Annotated in this window: 13 protein-coding genes and 1 tRNA gene; 5 read left to right on the top strand and 9 right to left on the bottom strand. The window is 68.2% G+C overall.

Translation table 11 applies throughout. The annotated features are described in order from the left end of the window. Positions 1–236: 236 nt before the first annotated feature. Positions 237–1,739 (top strand): flavin-containing monooxygenase, encoded by a 1,503-nt coding sequence (locus ACFXI3_RS04355; protein WP_378397979.1) that lies wholly within the window; start codon positions 237–239, stop codon positions 1,737–1,739. 246 nt (positions 1,740–1,985) lie between these two features. Here the strand turns inward: ACFXI3_RS04355 and ACFXI3_RS04350 are convergent, their stop codons facing one another. Together ACFXI3_RS04350 and ACFXI3_RS04345 are read right to left on the bottom strand one after the other, a co-directional pair. Further along, on the bottom strand, positions 1,986–3,584 hold the full coding sequence (locus ACFXI3_RS04350; protein WP_378397977.1) for an FAD-dependent oxidoreductase: 1,599 nt from the start codon (positions 3,582–3,584) through the stop codon (positions 1,986–1,988). A gap of 35 nt (positions 3,585–3,619) precedes the next feature. Continuing rightward, positions 3,620–4,093: a MarR family transcriptional regulator gene (locus ACFXI3_RS04345; RefSeq protein ID WP_344284063.1), complete on the bottom strand. Its 474-nt coding sequence runs from the start codon at positions 4,091–4,093 to the stop codon at positions 3,620–3,622. A 929-nt stretch (positions 4,094–5,022) separates the two neighbouring features. Here ACFXI3_RS04345 and ACFXI3_RS04340 point away from each other — a divergent pair. Both ACFXI3_RS04340 and ACFXI3_RS04335 read left to right on the top strand, forming a co-directional pair. Then, entirely contained in the window at positions 5,023–5,526 is a 504-nt protein-coding gene (locus ACFXI3_RS04340; protein ID WP_378397975.1) for an acyl-CoA thioesterase, read from the top strand. 490 nt (positions 5,527–6,016) lie between these two features. Further along, entirely contained in the window at positions 6,017–7,636 is a 1,620-nt protein-coding gene (locus tag ACFXI3_RS04335; protein ID WP_378397973.1) for an alpha/beta hydrolase, read from the top strand. A gap of 1,789 nt (positions 7,637–9,425) precedes the next feature. Here ACFXI3_RS04335 and ACFXI3_RS04330 read toward each other — a convergent pair. The 3 genes from ACFXI3_RS04330 to ACFXI3_RS04320 all read right to left on the bottom strand — a co-directional run bounded on the left by ACFXI3_RS04330 (position 9,426) and on the right by ACFXI3_RS04320 (position 10,688). Next, on the bottom strand, positions 9,426–9,686 hold the full coding sequence (locus ACFXI3_RS04330; protein WP_378397971.1) for a hypothetical protein: 261 nt from the start codon (positions 9,684–9,686) through the stop codon (positions 9,426–9,428). A 2-nt stretch (positions 9,687–9,688) separates the two neighbouring features. Then, on the bottom strand, positions 9,689–10,375 hold the full coding sequence (locus ACFXI3_RS04325) for a hypothetical protein (RefSeq protein ID WP_378397969.1): 687 nt from the start codon (positions 10,373–10,375) through the stop codon (positions 9,689–9,691). A gap of 240 nt (positions 10,376–10,615) precedes the next feature. Then, positions 10,616–10,688 (bottom strand) — tRNA-Asn (locus ACFXI3_RS04320). A 175-nt stretch (positions 10,689–10,863) separates the two neighbouring features. Between ACFXI3_RS04320 and ACFXI3_RS04315 the strand changes: the two genes are divergently transcribed. Further along, positions 10,864–11,043, top strand: a complete 180-nt coding sequence (locus tag ACFXI3_RS04315; RefSeq protein WP_067586600.1) for a hypothetical protein — start codon at positions 10,864–10,866, stop codon at positions 11,041–11,043. A 24-nt stretch (positions 11,044–11,067) separates the two neighbouring features. On the opposite strand, the gene ACFXI3_RS04310 is transcribed toward ACFXI3_RS04315, so the two are convergent. Genes ACFXI3_RS04310 through dnaG form a run of 4 tightly spaced genes read right to left on the bottom strand, consistent with a single transcriptional unit; the run spans position 11,068 to position 14,902 of the window. Then, the gene (locus tag ACFXI3_RS04310; RefSeq protein WP_378397967.1) at positions 11,068–11,643 is read right to left on the bottom strand and encodes a class I SAM-dependent methyltransferase; all 576 of its coding nucleotides are present in this window, start codon (positions 11,641–11,643) and stop codon (positions 11,068–11,070) included. Beyond that, positions 11,643–12,410: a trans-aconitate 2-methyltransferase gene (locus ACFXI3_RS04305; protein ID WP_378397965.1), complete on the bottom strand. Its 768-nt coding sequence runs from the start codon at positions 12,408–12,410 to the stop codon at positions 11,643–11,645. The genes ACFXI3_RS04310 and ACFXI3_RS04305 overlap by 1 nt, the downstream gene beginning before the upstream one ends. Before the next feature lie 52 nt (positions 12,411–12,462). After that, the gene (locus tag ACFXI3_RS04300) at positions 12,463–12,987 is read right to left on the bottom strand and encodes a hypothetical protein (protein WP_378397963.1); all 525 of its coding nucleotides are present in this window, start codon (positions 12,985–12,987) and stop codon (positions 12,463–12,465) included. A gap of 1 nt (position 12,988) precedes the next feature. Next, positions 12,989–14,902, bottom strand: a complete 1,914-nt coding sequence (dnaG, locus tag ACFXI3_RS04295; protein ID WP_377927143.1) for a DNA primase — start codon at positions 14,900–14,902, stop codon at positions 12,989–12,991. A gap of 52 nt (positions 14,903–14,954) precedes the next feature. Here dnaG and ACFXI3_RS04290 point away from each other — a divergent pair, with 52 nt between their 5' ends. Next, positions 14,955–15,896 carry a sigma-70 family RNA polymerase sigma factor gene (locus ACFXI3_RS04290; RefSeq protein WP_378397961.1) on the top strand — a complete coding sequence of 314 codons (942 nt, stop codon included), beginning with the start codon at positions 14,955–14,957 and terminating at the stop codon, positions 15,894–15,896. Positions 15,897–15,946 lie beyond the last annotated feature (50 nt).

The raw sequence follows: 15,946 nt of genomic DNA, 5'->3' as shown, positions 1-15,946 counted from the left end.
CGCCGAGATGTTCCGAATCGAGTGACGGGGAAACATTGGTATCCATTGCCAGCGTGCCTTCCCCCGCTCTTTTCGGGGCTTCCGGAGCTTTATCGCCACGTCGGCTGATCGCGTCGTCGTTCTCTGTGAAAGCCGTTGCCAGGACGGCTTTGGTGAAGCGGGATGACGGGATCGGGGCGAATTGATTCCCGCCATGCACGACAACCGCTTTGTCAGAACCGAGGTGGAGTGAAATCATGATCGAGTACCACGAGACCGTCGTTGTCGGCGGGGGTTTCGGCGGAATCTGCGCGGCGCACGGCCTCCTGGAGGAAGGCCGGGGCGACTTCGTCATCCTCGAGCGCGCCGGAGAACTGGGCGGCGTGTGGCGGGACAACCGCTACCCCAATGCGGCCTGCGACGTCCCGGCACATTTCTACAGCCTCTCGTTCGCGCCGAACCCGACGTGGACGCGCAGCTACGCGCCGTGGGACGAGATCCTCGCCTATATCAACAAAGTGGCCGACGATCTGGGAGTCCGGGACCGCGTCCGGTTCAACACCACGCTGATGTCGGCGAGCTGGGATGAACTCGCCGGGGTGTGGAACCTGCGTACCGCCGAAGGAGCATCGCTGTCGTGCCGGTTCCTGATCATGGCAAGCGGTTCGCTCAGCACCCCTCGCATTCCTGATCTTCCGGGGCGCGAAACGTTTCGCGGCGAGGTGATCCACACGGCGGAATGGGACGAGCGAGTCTCCCTGGAAGGTCGGCGCGTGGTGGTCGTCGGTGCGAGCGCCAGTGCCGCGCAGGTTCTCCCTTACGCCGTCGAGGTGGCCGTGATGCCGAAAGACGAACAATTCTACGACCCCGAGGCGCAGGCACGATTCCGGGACGAACCGGAGCGAATGGAAGCTATCCGCCTCGACGCCGAACACAGGTTCAATGTCGAGGCGGAAACACAGGCGGTCATGGACGAGACCCAGCTCGCCAAGGTCGAAGGACAGTGGCGTGACTACCTGGAGTCGGTGATCGCCGATGCCGGCCTGCGCGAGCTCCTGACGCCGTCGTACCGGTTCGGCTGTCGCCGGCCGGTCCTCTCCAGCACGTTCTACCCCACCCTCGCCGACCGCAGAACCACCGTCTGGTCGACCGGGATCTCGGCGATGACCGCGACCGGCGTCGTGACCGGCGACGGGCGCGAATGGGACGCCGACGTGGTCGTTCTCGCGACCGGCTTCACCGCGACCGACATGTACGCCGGGATCGAGTTCCGCGGTGAATCCGCGCAGTCGCTAAAGGCGGATGCGTGGTGCGAAGCGCCGAATGCGTACAAGGGCACCGTCGTCGCGGGGTTCCCCAACCTCTTCCTCGTGACCGGGCCGCACACCCAGGCGAGCGGGTCCATCATCGCGGTCATCGAGGCGCAGATGAAGCTGATCATGCAATACCTTCAGCTGGTCGACGAGAGCGGCGCTGTCTCCGTCCAGCCGTCGCGAAGGGCTCAGCAGAGCTTCAACAACTGGGTCGACAGCGCGATGGCAGACTCCGTCTGGGAGGCCGGTGCGTGCCACAGCTGGTATCGCCTGGGCATGGCGGGCAAGGTCGTGACCAAATGGCCCGGAAGCCTCGCGAGCTTCCAGAAAATGGCCAGCACGGTCGACCTGGGAGATCTCGTGCTGAAGCCGGGCAGGCCCGGGGAAGCGGGACACTTGTCGACCTGCCATGACGTGCGGTGCGGGAACGACACGGGTGCCCCGTAGGACGACGTCCTGCCCGACGCTCAGTCCGGCGACGCAGGACCACGCGCGACGCAGCCGCACGGGCTCGACAACGAAGTGGCTAATTTCGTGAACACGCGGCTTATCGAGGACGGCGAAGCGGGCCTCGGCGATGTGAATTGAGGCCCACTTCGTGCATATGCCTGCTGAATGCCGGGACCGAACACGCCGTCGGTGACCGTGGCCAATTCGCATCCGTTGGCGGCAGATGCCGCAGGGGTACGGCGGTTAGCGCCGAGCCGGAGCTTCCGGAGTCTGGCTCGCATGTGCCAGCGGGGCGCCGAGCCAGGTCTGCAGTGCCTTGTCCAGCGAGTCCTGGCCAGGTTCGCCTGCCCAGGCGACGTAACCGTCGGGTCGTACGAACATGGCCGCCGGAGCGTCGTCGGTCAGCGGGGCCGTGGCGATCGTCCGCATGCGGTCGCGGTACGGGGCAACGAGGTCGTGCCGCGCACCGGAGGGGTCCAGCAGGAGCGCCCTGCCGTCGTGCATGTGGTCAGCGAGCCGGGACCCGTCAGCCAGCTCGTAGTCAGGTGCGCTGACACCGACCAAGGGATTGTCGCCGGAAAGGTCGTATCGCTGACCGATGCCTGAGATCTTCTTCGCGAAGTACGTGGCACCGTCCACGGTTCGCGCCAAGTCGGCCACCACCTCGCGCAGCGCGCGGGCATGGGGCTCCGGGCGCATCACCGCGATCTGGGCACGCGTCCAGTCCAGCACCCAGGCCCCGAGGGGATGCCGCTCGGCGGTGTAGGTGTCCAGCAGCCCGGCCGGCGCCGTCCCGCGCACAGTCGCGGCGAGCTTCCAACCGAGGTTCATCGCGTCGCCCACACTCAGGTTGAGCCCCTGTCCGCCGAACGGAGGGTGCACGTGGGCCGCGTCGCCGGCGAGCAGCACTCGCCCCTGCCGGTAGGTCGTGGCCTGACGGGTGTTGTCGGTGAACCGGGTCAGGCTCGTGATCCCGGTGACCGTGGCGTCGGCGCCGGTCACGTGGCGGATGGCTGCCTGCAAGTCCTCGGCGGTCGCTGGGGTGTCGCGGTCGGCCGGTGCGCCGTCGAACGCGACCGTGGTGATTCGCCTGCGCGGCGGGTCGTTGAGGTAGACGCCGGTGTCGGTCGCGTGCCAGCCGACACCAAGGTCCTCCACGCCGACGATGTCGGCGACCCCGTGGTAGCCGGTGATTTCCGGGTCGGTGCCGGGAAAGTCGAACCCGGCGAGCTTGCGCACCGTACTGCGGCCGCCGTCGCAGCCGACGAGCCACCCGCACCGGATCGGCCCGTTGTCAGTCGCGACCGTCACCCCGTCGGCGTCCTGCTCGAAACCAGTCACCTCCACCCCGCGGCGAACTTCCACGCCGAGCCCGGCGGCGCGGTCGGCGAGGATCGCCTCGACCTGTTTCTGGTGGACCAGGTCGACCATGTCCGGGGGATAGAGCCCAGCCAGGTCCGGGTCGGACTCGTCCAGCATCTCGTCGCCGAGCATGATCGCCGCGAAATGTCCGGAGAACCTGGGCAGCGCGCTCGTGCCGTCCGAGCGGCGGCTGGAAAGGTAGGAGACGGTCCACTCCGTCTCCTGCTGGGCTTGCCGCAGCACGGGAAGCAGGCCGCGCCGGTAGAACGCCTCGATATTGGGCCGATTGAGGGTTCCTGCCTTGAGGATCGGATTGACCTCGGTCAACCGTTCCAGCACGATCACCGAGGCGCCGCCGGCTCGCAACTCACCGGCGAGCATCAACCCCGCGGGACCGGCCCCGGCGACCACCACGTCGCAGTCGACCGGACGCTCGGCCGCACGGGATCGCGGGGGGCCGGCAGTGGATGGCGTGGCCATGGTTGTACCTCCCAATGGATCGAGTGGCCAAGTCGTCAGGACCCGGCCTGGTTGTCTGACCGGCGGGCGGTTTCGATCAACCGCTGGATGATCGGGCGGGCCACATTCATCGCCAGCCGAAGCGAGGCGTCGTCCTCGGGGGAAAGCGTCGCCAGCAACTCCGCCAGGCGGTCACGGCGATCGCGGAGACGGGTGGCCACCAGGGTGCGGCCGGCGTCGCTGAGCGCGATGAGCGACGCCCTCCCGTCCTGCGGGTCCCTGACTCGCGCTACCAGCCCCTGCCGCTCCAGGCGCTGCACCAACTGGCTCGTCGAGGGCTGACTGGAACCTTCCACCGCCGCCAGTTCCGTCAGCCGCGTCGGGCCGTCCCGGTAGAGCCTGCCGAGGCACATGATCGCGGTGAACGACAAGCTTCCGTGGTCGGCCAGATGCCGGATCATCAGGCGGACAACCTCGTCGAAAGCCTCCGTGACGCCATCCCGCCCTTGGTCGCGCTCCAGCTCACCCATGACCCATTTATATCATGAGATGATGTAACTCGCCTCCAAACTCGACGACCACTGCCCGTTTCGACACTATTTTACCTTTTATAGCTTGATTTTCCTGAGTGGCGCTCGTCCGCGAGCCCACAGTCCTTCAGATATTTATATAATTTCATTATGTGAACATGAACCAGTCCGGGTCGGCGAGACACGCGGAGGCACGCCCGACTACACGGCAACCACCGGGACCTGACCGGACAGCGCGGGCACGGTCGAGGCCGTCCGGGTGACGGGGATGCAGGTTCGGGACGGGATAGCCGACTCCTTCTCGCAGTCGGGTGCCGTCCGAGGAAGCGCCGACCGAGAAAATCAGGCGCGTGGAACGTAGCCGGCAACCGAAAAAACCCCGGAAATCGCCACGCCGCCCACCTGATCCTTGCCCACCTTATTCCGCGACCGAGCTTTTATGCGCCCGCGTTTCCCCCTGTCGCGATACTGCCACAGCGAGCGAGGCAGTCCTCAACCCGCTCGACGACGCACCCCGGAATGGACGACCGACGCCCGCCCCTCGCTCGGAGCGATTCCGGAATCACGATCGCGCGTCACCCGAAATCGCACAATGCGTTTGGTTTTCATGTTTCGGTCATCGTTCGCGTGAAGCGGGCACAATCGCACGGAGCGACCTTCTTGCCATGCTAGGATCGATTCAGAGAACATCCACTGACCGTCGAGGCGCTCCATCAGCGCAGTCCCCCAGCCCGAACGGGAATCGTGCCCCGATCGGGCTAATTCGGCATAGTTCCGGGAGACCCCCGGACATGCGGACGTGTCTCGCCGGGACGAGCGGAATTCCACGAACAGGTTCCGCCGCACCCTTGAATTCCCCTGCTTTCCCACCGCGCTGACGCGCGGAATTTTTTCGCGCGAACCACCCGACGACCGAAAGGAATACCGAGATGAGCACCAGTTCGTCCGCTCCTTGTGCGCGGACACTCGTTCAGCGCACCTTGACCCACCTGGCCCAGCCTGCCGACCTCAACCATCAGGGAGACGTCGCCGGCGCGGTTATTTTCCGGCTGATCGACCACGCGGCCTGGCTCGCGACCCTCGAATACAGCAACGGGCCGACGGCGACCCGCGCGGTGAAGCGGATGGAATTCCTGAACCCCGTGCGCGAAGGCGGTTTGCTGCACGCCTGCGCGCAGATCGAGCGGGTCAACAACACCTCCATCGAAGTCCGCACCACGGTGACCGCTACCTATTGGTCAGGCTGGGCCGACGATCCCGAGGACCTCGCGGCTCCGCCGACGCCGGTGGCTTCCGCGGAGCTGGTGTTCGTGGCGATCGACGTCACCGGAACCCCGCGAGCCGCGACCCCGGTGCCGGGGACCAGGCCGTCGTCGGAGAACCTGTACCTGCACCAGGCTGCGGCTTCCGGCTATCGCCGCGCCAGCCCGTAACTTCTCCGGCATCCCGCGAGAAACCCGGTGCTGAGAGCAGCGTCAGCAACCGCGGTCGTCGCGGACCGAGCGGGCTAGCGGCGAGCCGAGTGCATGCCGCTAGCCCGCTTCGCGCTGCCTGCGGCGAAGCGGAACCGGCGACCTGAATCGGCGGCGTCGGGGAAACTCCGCCGCACGCCGGTCCCCGGCGGCTGGCCCGCAGACCGACCCGGCGGAGACAGCGCGACCGGCCGCCTCCGCGGACTGCGGCCGGTTCGCAGTGCCCACGCGGTCAGAACGTCTTGGCATGTCGCGCGACCACGGGTGCCGCGGCATGTCAAGACGGAGAAACTGCGGTGCCGCTGATCTCCGGGCTGCGGTAGCGCCAGGACTGTCCGGTACCGATTCGATCGCGGCACTCCGCGCCACCGACCAACGGCGGTTGTCCCGCCCTGACCAGCGCTATAGGAATAGCCCGTTCACTGGCGAAATACCCAAAAGGGGCAACCATATGAGACGACTCCGCTACGCGGTGGTGATCCCGGCGATCGCCGGCACCTTGCTGGCCGGGTTCACGCCCGCCTTCGCGGGCCAGGAGGCTGCCGGGGGCAAGCAGCCGCCGAACCCGACCGGCATCCCCGCGCAGTACGCGAGCCAAAAGCTGGACTGGCACACGTGCGCGGTCCCCTCCGAGCTGCCGACTCCCCCGCCCGAGGGCGCTAAGGACATGGAGTGCGCGACCTACAGGACGCCGCGCAACTGGTACCAGCCGAACGCCCAGATCGACCTGACCATCGCGGTCAGCCGGCTGAAGGCGACCAAGAACGCGACAGCCAGCGTCGTCACCAACCCGGGCGGCCCGGGAGCTCCCGGGCGCAACTTCCCGGCGCGGCTGCGCAACCAGGCCAAGCTGCGAGAGCACCAGGAGATCGTCGGATTCGACCCGCGCGGCACGGGCAAGAGCACCAACATCACCTGCGGCGGCGCCATCGGCACCGGCTCGGACCTCGACCCGCGCGACCGCAGCAAGCAGAACCTGAACCTGATCCTCCAGGCGACGAAATACGCGGCGCTGTCCTGCCAGCAGAAGTCCGGCGAACTGGGCCCGCTGATCAACACCGACCAGACGGTCAAGGACATCGACCTGCTGCGCGTGCTGCTCGGCCGCGACAAGATCAACTGGGTCGGCTATTCGGCGGGCACCTGGATGGGCGCGCACTACGCCCAGGCCTTCCCCGCGCACACCGGCCGGTTCGTCCTCGACTCCGCGACAGAGTTCACCACGACCTGGCAGAAGTCGTTCGACGCGCAGCCGCTCGGTTTCGAGCGCCGCTGGCGGCAGGACTTCCTGCCGTGGATGGCGACCTACGACAAGCTCTACCACTTCGGTGCCACCGGCGAGGCGGCCCGCCAGACCTACGAGCAGGTCCGGTACGCCCTGACCCAGAACGCGGTCACCCTGCCGGACGGCTCGCACGTGTCGGCCAACGGTCTCGACTCGTTCATCGCGGCGCAGATCTACTCGAAGCGCGCTTTCCCGGGGCTGGCCGACTACCTGGTCAACGTCCGCGCGCTGACCCAAGGCACGACTTCGGCCCAGGACAAGGCATCGGCCGCGCAGCGGGTCAAGGCCGCCGACAAGAGCACCACGACCTCCGGCCCGCAGCCGCTGATGGTGCCTGCCGACGGTGACTCCTACGACGCGTCGTTCTGGACGATCCCGTGCAACGAAGGCCCGTGGACCGGCTCGACCCAGAGCGCCGTCAAACAGTCGCAGAAACTGATCGACCGGCAACTGCCGCTGCTCGGCGCCGGCTGGTTCATCCAGCCGTGCCTGTTCTGGAAGAACACCCCGGCCCCGCTGCCAGTGCTCAACGGCAAGGGCGTTCCGCCGGTGCTGATCGTCGAGTCGGAGCACGACCCGGCGACGCCGATCGAGGGCGCGCGCCGCGCGCACAACGCGTTCGACAACTCGCGGATGCTGACCATCACCGGAGAAGGCGACCACGGCATCTACGCCGGCGGCAACGCGGGCGTGGACAAGGTCGTGGAGGCCTACCTGGTCGACGGCGTCGTGCCGAATGACCAAAACCTCCCCGGCATGCCGCTTCCGGTGCCCCCGGGAGCCTGACGCCTTTGCCTTCGCGGCCTTGCGGAATCGGCGTTGTCGGCCGGGCAGCAGACCCCGCTGCCCGGCCGACGCGCTGTGCCGCCAAGCTGTAGGTATCGGTCGCTGCGGCGGCAATGATCAAGTTCGCCGCGAATGCGGTACCTGATCGTGTTTTCGCTTGACGCGTTGCCAGCGGCCGAACGTCGCCAGCGACTCGTGGACAGCGTGGCCGGTCATAGAGCTGAGTGACGCTCTCGTCGATCCCGGCGACTTCCGGAAATCCCGTGGATGGAGTGTCGTCGTTCCGCCGAGCAGTTGTATGCCAGAAATGGCGGCGTCGGCCCAGAATGGAGTCCGAGCGGCCCGACGGACCGACGCTCCGCCGCGCCGACGAGGAACACGCCACGCGCTAGCGGGTCCGGTAATCGCACGACCGCGGATTCCCGGATCTGCAGCGGGCAACGCGGCGTCGCCCCACCGCTCCGAACCGCCACCAGCCCAGCGAACCATCAGCGGCCGGACCGCCGGCCGGTTGGACGACCGTCAAAATCGACACCAAATCGCCCCTGCCGACGGGCAGCAAAAAAAGCCCAGGTCTGAGACCTGGGCTTTGCTCCCCCGCTTGGACTCGAACCAAGAACCCTCCGGTTAATTGTTGCGAACAATTTCGATTCGACGTCATTAGATCCAGCTGGTAAGTTTGCAAAAGTTCATGCCCCGATTCGCTCTCGATCATCCTCAGTCGGTGCTTAAAATCGACAGTAAATCGCCACTAGTTCGACTGGCGGCACCCGTCGTCCGTCAGCCGCCGCGCTCGTCCGCCCGGATGTCGCTTTGTATGAGGGCAGTTCCAGCGCGCCTTCGAAACCTTGGGCGACACTCCTGGTGGGCCTACTCGCTGTGATATCGGTCCAGTTTGTGGCGAACGCTGTACCGCGGAATCCTTCGGGAGGCTCGCGGGAGGCGCGGACGCTCCGCCTTCGTCATCTCCGGACCCGGCGGACACGGTCACTTCCACAGCAACCGCACGAGGATCCGGAACTGCTCCGGTCGAGCGCGGGCACGCGGCTCCTATCCGTGCGCCCGCGCTCCCGGTCCCAGTTGCGGGGTGCTCAAGGACCATTCGCCGTTGGGCATGTCGCGCCGACGGAACCAGCGCCACTGGCGCACTCCGCGGCGCCACGCCCACGCCGGCGATGCACAGCAAAGCGGCGCACGCCGCGTAGACGGACAACCGCGGGTCCGGACTCGCCACCGCGACCCAGCACAGCACTCCGCACGCCACGGAGAAGCCCACGGCTGCCGCCATCCACATCAGCGGCCGCCACGGCCCGGCGACCGCATGGCGGATGACCACATTGCCCGTCACGGTCCCGACCTGCACGACGGTGCGGGCGTTGCCGTGATAGGTGCTGGTCACTCGCGACTGCGGGTTGTGTTGAGCCACCTTGCCCCTCACGACCCGTTCTGCGCGATCTTCTCGTGAGCCGCCCCGGCTCTACCTGCCCGGTACCGCAACCGGCGTGACTCAACGAGCGAAAGGCCCTGCACCGACGGCGCACCTGCGCAGGTTGCGCTGTCGCCAAGGCACGCACGGCATGACGATCTGCCCCAACGCGACGGCACCAGCCGATCGTAGCTCGCGTAAGACATGCTCTTTGGCTACCAGCTCAGAGGGGCGAGTCCAGCGGTCGTCGTGCATCGTCAGCTGCCGGTGGCCGCTTGCGGCCAGCGTCAGTGGTTGAGGTATTCCAGGTCCGGGGAGAACAGCGGCTCGGCGCGACGACGTGCCGAGCCGCGGCCGCCGCGGCTACTTCTTGTTCTCTTTGTTCCGCAGCTGGGCTTTTCTGTTCCAGTAGGCCACGCTGCAGATCCACGTTCCCACCAGCGCTACGAGGACAATCGCCCCGAACACGGGCGGGTACACGCCTGTGCTCCACAGGAATCCGGTCGAGAAAATGAGGATTCCCAGCAGGGCGTGGCTCACCGCTTCTCTCCAGCCGACCAGTTCACGTCGCACGTGTCGATCGAACCGCTCTCTTTTGCCTTCCATGGTCACCTCGCTCGTCATGCCTAACATACGAAAACGCTCGCCAATCCGATGCCGAGCCCCATCCCGCCGATGAAGAACTGCGCGCCCGGGATGAGCAGGCCCAGACCGAAGACCCCGGCGCCAGAGCCCCAGGCTCCGGCACTGCATACCCTCGATTCCGACCAGTACTTGTCTTCGTCCTTGTGGTCGTGGTGGGAGCTGCTGAGGATTTGCTGCACATAGGTGCATCCCAGGTTGAGGGGTATGTTGCAGTCGGGGTTGGTGATCATGCCGGGCCCGCACAGCATGGTGGTGCACCAGGCCGCGACGGGTCCCTCGCCTTGGAGACAGCCGGCCGGCAGCGGGCCCGCGCCGCCGTAGCCTCCGGCCGCGCCGCCACCGCCGGCGGGCGGGTTTGGCGGGTGGGCGATGGCCTCCCTGAGCGCCTGGCTGGCCTCGTGGGCCGCTTGTGCGGCGTCCTTTCCCGCAGCGATCGCGCTGGAGTAAGCCGCACGGGAAGCTGCATAGGCGCCGCGGGCGGCGGAGCTGGCACGTGCGGCGGAGGCGTTGGCCTTCGTGGCAGAGGTGGCCGCGGCGCGTGCGGCCTGGACCGCAGTGGTTTCTGCCCGGCGTGCGGTCGCGGCGGATTGCGCGGCGTGCTGGGCGGAATCCTGGGCTTGCTGGGCGAATCGCTGTGCGGTCCCAGAACTCGATCGTCGACCTGACACTGCCTCAGGCCCTGGATGCACGCGTCAAGCGACGAATCGACATATCGGGCGGGATCAACCGCGCCAAGATCGACTGCGGCCAAACGCAGCGCCGACCCACGGCTTCGAACTGCCACCCGGCAACCGCGGCGGACCACCGGCGAACCCGACAGCCGACCGCTTGGACGACCGTCAAAATCGACACCAAACCGCCCCTGCTTACGGGCAGCAAAAAAGCCCAGGTCTAAGACCTGGGCTTTGCTCCCCCGCTTGGACTCGAACCAAGAACCCTCCGGTTAACAGCCGAATGCTCTGCCAGTTGAGCTACAGGGGATCGTGCTTCGCCGGTCCGGATCTCTCCGGGCTGACAGGAAGAACTTTAGCCCATGCCGTTCCGCCCTCGCACAGGGGGGTGGGTCTTCGGCCCGGAGCCGGGGGCCCCGCACGGAAGGCGGTTGTGTTGGACAATGGACAGTCGGAAGTCCTGCTGACGAGAGGTGTGTCCGCCGATGAAGAAGTTCCTGCTGGGCGTGGGCCTGGGGTACGTGCTGGGCACCAAGGCCGGCCGGGGACGGTACGAGCAGATCGTGCGCACCTACCGCAAACTGGCCGACCATCCGATGGTCCAGGGCGCGGCGGGGGTGGCGCGGGCGAAGCTCGGCGAGAAGTTCGGGCGCGGGAACGGCTGAGCCAGCACCCGGCGAAACCCCAGCTCAGGATGGTTTTTGCCAGGTGAGCGAGTACCGGCGCAGCACGTGCCGCCGGTATCTCACTCCTGGCAGCAACCGTTGCGCGGCCGTTCGTACCTCGCGGTAGCTCATCCGCGGCTGCATCGCTGGCATGCCGTCCGGGCCGTGTGCTCGGCGCAGCACCTTCGCGATGCGCACGATCGGCGCGGCCGCGATCGTCGCCGCCCGGTCCGTCATGCTCGCGTCGCGGGCCAGTCCGACGACCACCAGCGCGCCGCCTGGGCGCAGCAGGTCTCGCATTCGGGCGAGGGCCCTTTCGAAATCCAGGTGGTGGATGGTGGCGACGGAGCAGATGAAGTCGTAGGCGCCGAGGTCAGCGGAGAGAAAGTCGCCCTCGACGAAGGTGTCAGAGGACAGCGAACGGGCCTGAGCGACCATCTCCGGCGATTTGTCGATCCCGGTGACCGACGGCACCGCCTCAGCCAGCTTCCGCACCAGCAGGCCGTCTCCGCAGCCGACGTCCAGCGCGGTCGCGCATCCGGCGGGCACGGCGCGGAGGATGCCCGGATGGCGGGCGACGTTCGTGTTCCAGTAGGCCATCAGTCCGGGATCTTCGCAACGAAGAAGATCCGCCGGAATTCGAACCAGGTCGTGCCGTCCGCGCGGGGCGGGTAGGCCTCGTCCAGGAGCGGGGCCAGGTCGTCCTGAAACGAGGCCCAGTCTTCGTCGCCCAGCGCCGCGCGGATGGGGCGGAGCGCGGTGCCGGTGATCCACTCCAGGACAGCTCGCGGACCGGAAAGCTGTTGTACGTACGTGGTTTCCCAGGCGTCGACCAGGCATCCGGCGTCGGCGAGAAGGTCCGCGTAGTCGCGAGGTTCACCGACGGCGTCCTCGGCTCGCAGCGACACCGACGACAGCCGCGAAGCCCACGCCGGAGAAGCCGCCAGCTGACGGCTGATGGCGTGCGAAGGGGCGGAGAAGTTGCCGGGGACCTGCACCGCGAGCACCGCTCCGGCCGGGAGTTCCGTGGCCCAGCGGCGCAGCAGGTCCACGTGGCCGGGCACCCACTGCAGGACAGCGTTCGAGACGACCACGTCGGTGTCCGGTTTCGGCGTCCACGACCGGACGTCGCCGACCTCGGCGGCCACCCCGCGTTCGCGGGCCGCGGCGACCATCTCCGGCGAGCTGTCCATCGCCTCCAGGACCGCGTCCGGCCAGCGGAGCGCCAGGTCGAGGGTCAGCGTGCCGGGGCCGCAGCCCAGGTCGGCCACTCGACGGGGCGAAGCCGCCGAGATTCGCCCGATCAGGTCGTAGAACGGCCGGCCACGCAGGTCGGAGTAGTCAAGGTACTTCGCCGGATCCCACACGAGCAGCCTCCCGCCGAGTAACAGTACAGACGTACTGAGTACGAGCGTACTGCTAATCGGCGCGGTTGGCCAGCTTCTCCGCGACCTCCGCCGCGACCGCCTCGACCAGCGCCGGATCGGTGCCCGGGTCGGGGCGGACCTGCAGTTCCACGCCGTCGCGGCCGGGGACCTTGCGCTGGACGAACCACGCGCCGCCCTCGGGGAACTCGTGCCGGTGCCGTCCGCGCACCGAGCCGTCGACCCGCAGGCGCACCTGTTGCGGCACCTTTCCCGGCTGCGGCAGCCGGAACCGCACCGGCTCGCGGTCGGCCAGCACCGCGACCGCGCCCGTCCGCCCGGTCTCCTCCGATTCGGTCAGCGTGAACACGCCCTCGCCCCAGGTCGCCTTGCCCACCAAGTGCCAGCCGACCCGTCGCGTCGCGCCCTCGCCGGTCGGGATCCACAGGCCCAGCGACGTCACGACCAGGTGCCCGCCGCCCTCGACCGCCGCCGCGGCGACCGGGTCCTCGCCCTGGTCCAGCTTGCCGGGGAATCCCGAGGGCAAGCCGCCGCCGAAGAACCGGTTCAGCAGTCCCACGTCACTCCCACCCGCTCGCTGCCTGCTCGCGCAGCGACTTCCGGTACTGCTCCAGCGCGACCAGGTCGCCGAACAGCGCGCGGTAGTCGTCCGGGGCCTCGACCGGCGACAGCCGCTGCAGCTTCGACTTGATCTCGCCGATCTGCCTGCCGACGAGGTTCTCCTGCACGCCCGCGAGCACGCCGGAGATGTAGCGCGAGTCCACTTCCCCCAAGGCGCGCAACGGTTCCACCGCCAGTTCGCTGAGCACCCGGCGGACCGTCCCTTCCGGACAGTGCGCCGACGCGGCGTCCAGCAGCGCGGGCCCGGTGAGCCCGGAGGCCGCCCCGCCCGCCTTCAGCACGGCCAGATGCACCGCGATGTACACCGGATGCGTGAACGCCTCTTCCGGCAGCGAGTCGTACTCCGGACCGGCGATCGCGGGCTGCTGCAGCGCGGCCTTGAGCGCCTCGCGCTGCCCGACGAACCTCGGGTCGTTCGGCGCGGGACGCGGCAGGTCCTGCTTCTCCGGTTCGGGCGCCGGGGTTTCCTGCCGCGACGCGCCCCGCCGCAGCTGAGGTTCGGCCGGACCGCGCCGGGACGCCGCTCCGGCCGCGCCGCGCACCCGGTTGACCACCTGCGCGACGTCCTGCCAGCCGACCCACCAGGCGAGCTTGGAGGCGTAACCGTCCCGGCTGGCCCGGTCCTTGATCGCGGCGACCATCGGCACGGTCTTCTGCAGCGCGGACACCTGGCCGTCGACCGAATCCAGGTCGAACTGCTTGAGCATGCTCTTGATCACGAACTCGAACAGCGGCGTGCGGCGGGCCACCAGGTCCCGTACCGCGGTGTCGCCCTTCGCGATGCGCAGCTCGCACGGGTCCATCCCATCCGGCGCGACCGCGATGTAGGTCTGCCCGGCGAACGTCTGGTCGCCCTCGAACGCCTTCAGCGCGGCCTTCTGCCCCGCCTCGTCGCCGTCGAAGGTGAAGATGACCTCGCCGCGGAAGGCGTCGTCGTCCATCATCAGCCTGCGCAGGACCTTCATGTGGTCCTCGCCGAACGCGGTACCCGAAGACGCGACCGCCGTCGGCACGCCCGCCGCGTGCATCGCCATCACGTCGGTGTAGCCCTCGACCACCACGACCTGGTGCCGTTTCGCGATCTCGCGTTTGGCCTGGTCGAGGCCGAACATGACCTGCGACTTCTTGTAGATCTGCGTTTCGGAGGTGTTGAGGTACTTCGCCGAGATCCGGTCGTCGTCGAAGAGCCGCCGCGCGCCGAAGCCGACCACGTCGTTGCCGACGTCGCGGATCGGCCACACCAGCCGCCGGTGGAACCGGTCCATCGGGCCGCGCTGGCCCTCCTTCGACAGCCCGGATGCGAGCAGCTCCTTCACCTCGAACCCGCGGTTGAGCAGGTGCTTGGTGAGCTTGTCCCAGCCGCCGGGCGCGAAGCCGCAGCCGAACTGCTTGGCCGCCGCGGCGTCGAAACCTCGCTCGGACAAGAAGTCCCGCGCCGCCCGCGCCTCGTCGGTGACCAGCTGCTCGATGTAGAACTCGGACGCCGCGCGGTGCGCCTCGATCAGCCGGGACCGGGTGCCCCGGTCGCGCTGCACCGACGCGCCGCCGCCCTCGTAGGTCAGCCGGATGCCGACCCGGTCGGCGAGCCGCTCGACCGCCTCCACGAACGACACGAGGTCGATCTTCTGAATGAACTTGATGACGTCGCCGCCCTCGCCACAGCCGAAGCAGTGGAAGGTCCCGTGAGTGGGGCGCACGTTGAACGACGGGGTCTTCTCGTTGTGGAACGGGCACAGGCCCTTCAGGCTGCCCCCGCCGGCACGGCGCAGCGCGACGTACTCCCCCACGACCTCGTCGATCCGGTTGCGCTCACGCACCTCCGCGATATCGCTCTCCCGAATCCGTCCTGCCACGGGAACCACAATAGTTCTCCCTCCCCCCGCGCCGTGCGGCACACTCGGGGACATGAGCACACCGACCGCGCTCGAGGAGTTCGCCGCCGAGTTCGACGCCCACCGGCCGCACCTGATCGCCGCGGCCTACCGGCTCACCGGCACCCGCGCGGACGCCGAGGACGCGACGCAGGAGGCCTGGCTGCGGCTGTCCGGGCTCGACGACGCGGGCCGCGCCGGGATCCGCGATCTGCGCGGCTGGCTGACCGCCGTGGTCGGCCGGATCTGCCTCGACCGGCTGCGGTCGGCGGCCGTGCAACGCGAGAAGTACGTGGGCGAATGGCTGCCCGAGCCGATCGTCATGCCGTTCGGCGTGCCCGCGAGCGAGGATCCGTTGGAAGCCGCGGTGCGCGACGACGGCCTGCGCATGGCCGCGATGGTGGTGCTCGACCGGCTCAATCCGGAGCAGCGCGTGGCGTTCGTGCTGCACGACGCGTTCGCGGTGCCGTTCGCGGAGATCGCCGACGTCCTGGGCTGCAGCCCGGCCGCCGCGCGCCAGCACGCCTCCCGCGGCCGCCGCGCGGTCGAGGACTCCGACCCGCCCGCCCGGCTCGAACTGGCGGAGCAGCAGCCGGTGCTGGAGAAATTCGTGGTCGCGCTGCTGGCGGGCGACATCCGCGCGGTCACCGAACTGCTGCACCCGGACGTGGTCATGATCGGCGATTCCAACGGCCGTTCGCGCACCAGCCGCCGGATGATCGTCGGGCCGGACAAGGTCGCCCGCTTCGTGCTCGGCGTACTGGCGAAGTACGCGCCGGGCACGATGGAGAACGGACGGCCGGTGCTCGTCAACGGCGACCTCGGCCTGTGGCTGCCGCAGCTGCCCGCGGTCGACGGCTACCTCGCCCTCGACGAGCGAGTGCAGACGTTCAGCGTGCGCGACGGCCGCATCGTCGGCCTTTACGACCAGGTCAACCCGGAGAAGCTCACCCGCATCACCCGGCCGGAGCAGTAGTCCGTGAAGGGCTCCTTGAGGGAATCAGATTCCCTCAAGGAGCCCTTCAC

The organism is Amycolatopsis sp. NPDC059235 (assembly GCF_042754125.1).
In the GTDB taxonomy this organism is placed as follows: domain Bacteria; phylum Actinomycetota; class Actinomycetes; order Mycobacteriales; family Pseudonocardiaceae; genus Amycolatopsis; species Amycolatopsis albidoflava.
Note: the sequence above shows the minus strand (reverse complement) of the source record. Positions and strands in the feature narration are given on the sequence as shown.